Consider the following 6,000-nt stretch of genomic DNA (forward strand, 5'->3'; position numbering starts at 1 on the left):
GGCAAATGGTTATTCGCCCTCCATATTCAATTATATTATTCAAATGAACATATATATATTCAGGGTGAACAGCGTACTCCGAAGCAGAGAAGCAAGCTACACCCCTAATAGAATACCTGAATTGATTGAATTCCGACTTTTTACTAACATCTGAATTGTCCTATTTTGCCCAGATACTAAACCGCGACGTACGGGGAAAACTTTACCCTTAGTAACTAATTCCAAGTCTACCGATGCCAGAATTTTCGCTAACACAAGCTTCATTTCAAATTGAGCAAATGCGAGTCCAATACAACGTCTAACCCCTCCACCAAATGGTAAAAATTCAAAGGATGAAAATTGTTTTTCTAGGAATCTTTCGGGTTTAAATTCGTCAGGATTGGGGTACAAATCTGGACGACGGTGGCTTAGGTAAATTGAGCCGTATATCACCGTACCAGCTTCCAAATCGTAACCACATAACGACACGGGTACTTCTACCTTTCGAGGAAAAGTAAGCATTGCTACTGGGTGAATACGTAGGGTTTCGTTGCAAACCGCATTTAAGTATGGCAGCTTAAAAATTACATTTGAATCAGGATTGTCACCAGCAGTCGCTAATTCTGTAAGTAAATGAGATTTAATGTGGGGATACTTGTGAATGTAGTAAATTGCCCATGCGATCGCAGTTGCAGTTGTCTCGTGTCCAGCAACTAGTAATGTAATCAATTCATCCCGCAATTCCACATCCGTCATCGGGTTGCCATATTCATCCTCAGCTGCCATCAACAAACTCAGGATATCTGAACGTGATGCATCAGGATTTTGTCTGCGATATGCCTCCGGCATTAAGCTCCGCTTATCGCGAATTTCTTCGTACAACAAATTATCTGCTTCCTGCTGCCAATCGAGTGCATGACGAGCAGGATGAAATGGAGTTATTATCCGTCCTAAAATAGGAAAATAAGTAACTGCCATCATTAGTGGCGAACTCGTAGCATCTAGAATATCTCCCAGCAATTTTTCAATTCTGCGGGCACGAGGACTATCAAAAAGCCCAAACACAGCTTGCATCATTACTTGTAGCGTAATAGTTTGGGTGACATTCCGCAAACTGAAGGATTTACCAAGTTGCTGGTTTTGAATGACCTTGCTAGTAATATTCTCGATTATTTCCCCATACGATCGCATTCTTTCCCCATGCAAAGGAGGCATTAATAACTGTCGTTGTCGTTGATGTTCTTTACCGCTTATAGTAATTAAAGAATGTTTGCCAAATAAAGGCTCAAAAGCGTTATTGAGTTCCCCTGGTGCAGAAAAATCCTTCGTATCGTTTGTGAGGATTGTTTGTATCGCATCGGGGTTACTTGTAAAGACTAGCGAAATATCTTTTCCCAACTGTAAGCGAAACATGTCGCCATGTTTCTGAGCGCATTCATCCATGTAAGACATTGGACTCAAAGCCCAACGTAGTTGTTGTATTCTCATGGAAGCTGAAGGTTTTGGTGGTAATTGCATCCTGTTTTTATCATCACAACTACATTTATTCTTGCAGAGTCTGACAACATGTTGCAATTTTTCAGCAGAAAACCCAAGAGTCACTAAATTCCGAACTTTTAACTGTTCTAACTTGGTAATTGCTTCTTCAATGCCTCTAAAGAAGCCCAACGCTTATCAACCTTTTTCTCCGCAGACGAATTTGATTTATTAGTAGTAGTTGTAATTCCTTGACAATTGCGATCGCACAATTGTCTTAAGGGAATTGCCAAACACATCTGCTCATACAACCACTCACTAGGATGAAAATACCCTTCTGGCACTAAGGATTCAACCAAATCTTCTAACGGCACTTCCCGTTCCAAAGGTAAATCATCAACCTGATTCGCTGCTTCATCTAACCAAATAATTTCCGAAGTCTCAATAGCCAAACGATGATTAAATTGTTGCAAACAACGGTTACAACTACAAGTAATAATTGCTTCCGCATTCGCAACTACTTCCAAGTAACTACCACAATGCCGCACTCGAATTATCCCACGCACGGGTGTTAGCGTATCCAATCCGGGCAGAAACTCTTGAACCTGAATTTCTTCTGTCCGCTCAGGTGCTTTAGCTAGCTGCGGAATGAAAATTGCTTCCATAGAACTTAGTGAGCTACCTCACTTCAAAAATTGGCAGTATCGTTAATTATCTTGCCTTTTTCGGCAAAATTCAAAATTAACATTATTATCTAGCTTACCGATTATATAACAGTCCTAAATGATTGATAACTTTTTTTCTTCTTCTCTTCTTCTCTTCTTGGCGACTACCCTGCGGGTAGGCACGGAGTGACTTCCGAAGGTAGCTGCTCCGCATCTATGGCGACTTGGCGGTTATATAATATTCATATTCCACCTTATTTCATGGAAAATTTCAAAAGATTATTAGCGCTTGAAGATTCCCGTCTTGCTTGGATATTACGCTTAGGATTACAAGGCTTACAAGTCCAACTAGAACAAGCACTTCAATCCGAAAATTCTGACTTAGGCACAATCATTTGCCAAGAATTAATCGAAGAATTAGACTCACTACTATCTTCTAAAAATCTAGGTAAAAATTCATATTCTGGAGATAAAATAAATTATCCAGAACATAATCCAAATGATAATTTAAATGAAATAAATATAAGTGACATTAATGAAATAAATCACCCAGACACAATAGTATATTCCGTTTCCACATGGGAAGATGCACTTGAACCCATCATCGAAAATACTAAAAAAGAAACTATTGATAAATTCCAACTACAAAATATTATCGAAGCATTACAAACAGACAAAGAACTATCCCAATACATCGGGGAATACAAATTTCATAGCAGTAGCGACGAAGAACTATGGAACGAAATCCAACGCTTACTACTCAGAATACCCGAAAAACAAGCTCAAATTTGGCGCGATCGCACTTTAAAATTAGCTGCCGAACTTGGTGCGATCGCAGACCATAAAGTGTATAAACAACTACCATTTAATCGCTGTGAAATTATGTATCCTGGTTTGATAGGAACCATCAACAGCACAGGATTATGCTTATCAGACCGCATACCCATCTCATCACAACTAGTAACAGAAAATACACCCGAAGAACTCAAATTTCTCGCAGGAGTTGTATCAACTTGCATAAAATTTATTCACATTGACACATCCCTACATCATGCCCTCAAAAGCGTCGATAGATTTGGTGTAAGGTCATTAAACAGTGATTCCGAACGCTCAAAATACGCGACTGCACTACTAGAAAGATTTCATCGCGTCCAAATTACAACCAACCAAGTAACTACTAACCAAATTACAACTAACCAAGCCGATCCAATTGCAGCGCTTCGTGCCAGACTTGACTTAGACGAAGCCATCCACTCATTAGTCTACCTACCACCATGCGATCGCTATTCATGGTGGGGTAAATTGCAACAAGAATCCCGACGAACTTTAGATATAGCCATAGAACGAGTTCGCAATACTGGAAATCAAATTCAAATTCGTCCTTTATGGGGTACTTACGCAGATATTTACGCCTATTCAAAGGATGATTTATTACTAGATGTTGGCGGAATACCCGGAGAAGTATCAGCTTGTTTGCGCGTATATGCAAAAATTAACGATGAAGTACTGCCAGGACGAGTATTATTTCGCTCATCATGAAAAAACCATGAATTAGGAATGATGAATTAGGAGTTATGAATTAGGAGTTATGAATTAGGAGTTATGAAGTTAGGAACTTTCATAAAATAAAATATCCCAATTTATAGATTTATCAATCGCATTATTCGTGACTAAAAATGGGGTAAATTTTCAACTACTAACTACTAACTACTAACTCCTAACTATTCACTTATTCCTTCTTTCTTTGAATTTCTTCCTTAATTTCGACCAAATCGGTGTAAGAATCAACAACATTAATCAAGCTATCGCTAGTCATGGAACTCAGACTCACAACTTCTACTTGCACACCTTGATAAGCAATTGAATTTACAGCATAAGCAAGGTCCCCGTCACCACTGAGAAGCACAATAGTATCGCAATGCCGAGCTAATGTCAGCATATCTACAGCTATCTCAATGTCTAGATTGGCTTTTTTTGAACCATCAGGAAATTGAATTAATTCTTTTGTTATAACTCGATAACCATTACGACTCATCCACAGCAAAAAGCCTTGTTGTTTGTCATTACCGCTATCGCAGGCTGTATAAAAATAAGCTCTAATTAGTTGACGGTCTTTAGTTAGACAGCGTAACAATTTAGCATAATCAATTTCAACATTTAGCTGCATTGCTGCATAAAACAGGTTAGCACCATCAATAAAAATAGCAACCCGATTACGTTCTTCCTGAGACTGTCGTCGCTTGCCTCGTGAAGACTCAGGTTGTCTGGGAACCTGCATATATGGGGGTTTATTTGACTGCTCAGAATCTAATTCCACCCGTGGCTGATGATTCATCTGAGGTCGTGGAAGTAACTGCATATTAAATATGTCTCCTAAATTAAGTAATTATTATTACATTGAAATGTTGATTTAGTTCTGCTAAGTACATGAATACTAGTAAATGTAAGTTTACATTTAGTTGTGCCCAGTTTAAAAATGTGCGATAAGTGAAGGCTGTCCCATTCAGAAATCCCATTCAGAAACTATTGGTAAATTTATAGATATCCTGCATTACTGTACAAACCAAATTTAATATTTATTTTAAACACCCCCTTAGACCAGAGAATAAGGAAGAACGGACACAGGGGCATGAGAAATATTTAACTTCTCAACATTCCTGTCTCTCCTATCCTATACACTTCTTAACTTTTTGGTGGAAACTTTTTTTAATATTTTCTTAAGACTAAGTAGAAAGGAGCAAACAGCAAAATATGTAACGAAAATTAAAATTCCCCACAACCCTCTTCCCTTCTGACTTGAAAGTAGTCAGTACAGTATATTTTTTGGGAAAAGGGAAAAATTAAATTAATCTTTCCCTTTCAGCACTCATACGTCTTGAAACATGGCACTACTCAAATAGCGTTCTCCAAAGGAAGGTTGAATCGCGACAATTAACTTCCCTGCATTTTCGGGACGCTTACCTACTTGTATAGCTGCACACAGGTTTGCACCAGAAGATATTCCCGATAATAAACCTTCCTCCCGTGCAAGTCTTCGTCCATAAATCATTGCATCTTCATCGCTGACCTTGATTACTTCATCAATCAAATCAGTACGGAGAACTTCCGGGATAAATCCAGCACCTATCCCTTGAATTTTATGTGCCCCTGGATTGCCTCCAGAAAGCACAGAACTATTGACCGGTTCAACTGCGATCGCGCAAAAACTGGGTTTACGTTGCTTAATAATTTCCGCAATCCCAGTAATAGTACCTCCCGTACCAACTCCTGCGACAACAAAATCAACTTGCCCATCGGTATCAGCCCAAATTTCCTCAGCTGTGGTTTGACGATGTATTTGCGGGTTTGCGGGATTGCGAAACTGTTGTAACATATATGCATTCGGTGTCGAAGCAGCTATCTCCTCAGCACGACGAATTGCTCCCCCCATTCCTTCCGTACCTGGGGTTAGTATCAAAGAAGCACCATAAGCACGCAGCATTGCCCGACGTTCTAAACTCATCGTTTCTGGCATAGTCAAAACCAGTTGATAACCCTTTGCTGCTGCTACCATCGCTAGGGCAATTCCGGTATTTCCTGATGTTGGCTCTACCAAAACCGTTTTCCCCGGTTGAATCAATCCATCTTCCTCTGCCGCTTGAATCATGCTTGCACCAATTCTGTCTTTGACTGAAGCTGCTGGGTTCATCCCTTCCAATTTGAAAATTATTGTGCTAACACATCCTTCTGATTGGGGAATTTTGTTGAGTTTAATCAGAGGAGTTCCCCCAATCAATTCTGTAACATCATTAGCAATCCGCATTAATTTGCTCCTAAAATACTAAATTTATCCTAAAAGTCTGTTAAAAATACATATTTTCATCACCAAAAACTGAAATTC

Annotated in this window: 5 protein-coding genes; 1 reads left to right on the top strand and 4 read right to left on the bottom strand. The window is 39.2% G+C overall.

Annotated features, from left to right (window positions below; translation table 11 throughout):
- Positions 1 to 96: 96 nt before the first annotated feature.
- Both CK510_RS01680 and CK510_RS01685 read right to left on the bottom strand, forming a co-directional pair.
- Positions 97 to 1,497 (bottom strand): cytochrome P450, encoded by a 1,401-nt coding sequence (locus CK510_RS01680; RefSeq protein ID WP_095720035.1) that lies wholly within the window; start codon positions 1,495 to 1,497, stop codon positions 97 to 99.
- A gap of 107 nt (positions 1,498 to 1,604) precedes the next feature.
- On the bottom strand, positions 1,605 to 2,120 hold the full coding sequence (locus CK510_RS01685) for a YceD family protein (RefSeq protein ID WP_095720030.1): 516 nt from the start codon (positions 2,118 to 2,120) through the stop codon (positions 1,605 to 1,607).
- Positions 2,121 to 2,381: 261 nt separating this feature from the next.
- On the opposite strand from CK510_RS01685, the gene CK510_RS01690 reads away from it, so the two are divergent.
- The gene (locus CK510_RS01690) at positions 2,382 to 3,659 is read left to right on the top strand and encodes a hypothetical protein (RefSeq protein WP_095720036.1); all 1,278 of its coding nucleotides are present in this window, start codon (positions 2,382 to 2,384) and stop codon (positions 3,657 to 3,659) included.
- A 190-nt stretch (positions 3,660 to 3,849) separates the two neighbouring features.
- Here the strand turns inward: CK510_RS01690 and CK510_RS01695 are convergent, their stop codons facing one another.
- Together CK510_RS01695 and cysK are read right to left on the bottom strand one after the other, a co-directional pair.
- Positions 3,850 to 4,398, bottom strand: coding sequence for a LabA-like NYN domain-containing protein (locus tag CK510_RS01695; protein ID WP_373695778.1), 549 nt, complete (start codon positions 4,396 to 4,398; stop codon positions 3,850 to 3,852).
- Positions 4,399 to 4,986: 588 nt separating this feature from the next.
- On the bottom strand, positions 4,987 to 5,922 hold the full coding sequence (cysK, locus tag CK510_RS01700; protein WP_095720032.1) for a cysteine synthase A: 936 nt from the start codon (positions 5,920 to 5,922) through the stop codon (positions 4,987 to 4,989).
- Positions 5,923 to 6,000: the final 78 nt, after the last annotated feature.

It is taken from the genome of Brunnivagina elsteri CCALA 953, assembly GCF_002289455.1.
Taxonomy (GTDB): Bacteria; Cyanobacteriota; Cyanobacteriia; order Cyanobacteriales; family Nostocaceae; genus Brunnivagina; species Brunnivagina elsteri.

Coding starts and splice junctions, on each gene's coding strand:
- CK510_RS01680 (WP_095720035.1), bottom strand. CDS start 1,497: ATGCAATTACCACCAAAACCTTCAGCTTCCATGAGAATACAACAACTA.
- CK510_RS01685 (WP_095720030.1), bottom strand. CDS start 2,120: ATGGAAGCAATTTTCATTCCGCAGCTAGCTAAAGCACCTGAGCGGACA.
- CK510_RS01690 (WP_095720036.1), top strand. CDS start 2,382: ATGGAAAATTTCAAAAGATTATTAGCGCTTGAAGATTCCCGTCTTGCT.
- CK510_RS01695 (WP_373695778.1), bottom strand. CDS start 4,398: ATGCAGGTTCCCAGACAACCTGAGTCTTCACGAGGCAAGCGACGACAG.
- cysK (WP_095720032.1), bottom strand. CDS start 5,922: ATGCGGATTGCTAATGATGTTACAGAATTGATTGGGGGAACTCCTCTG.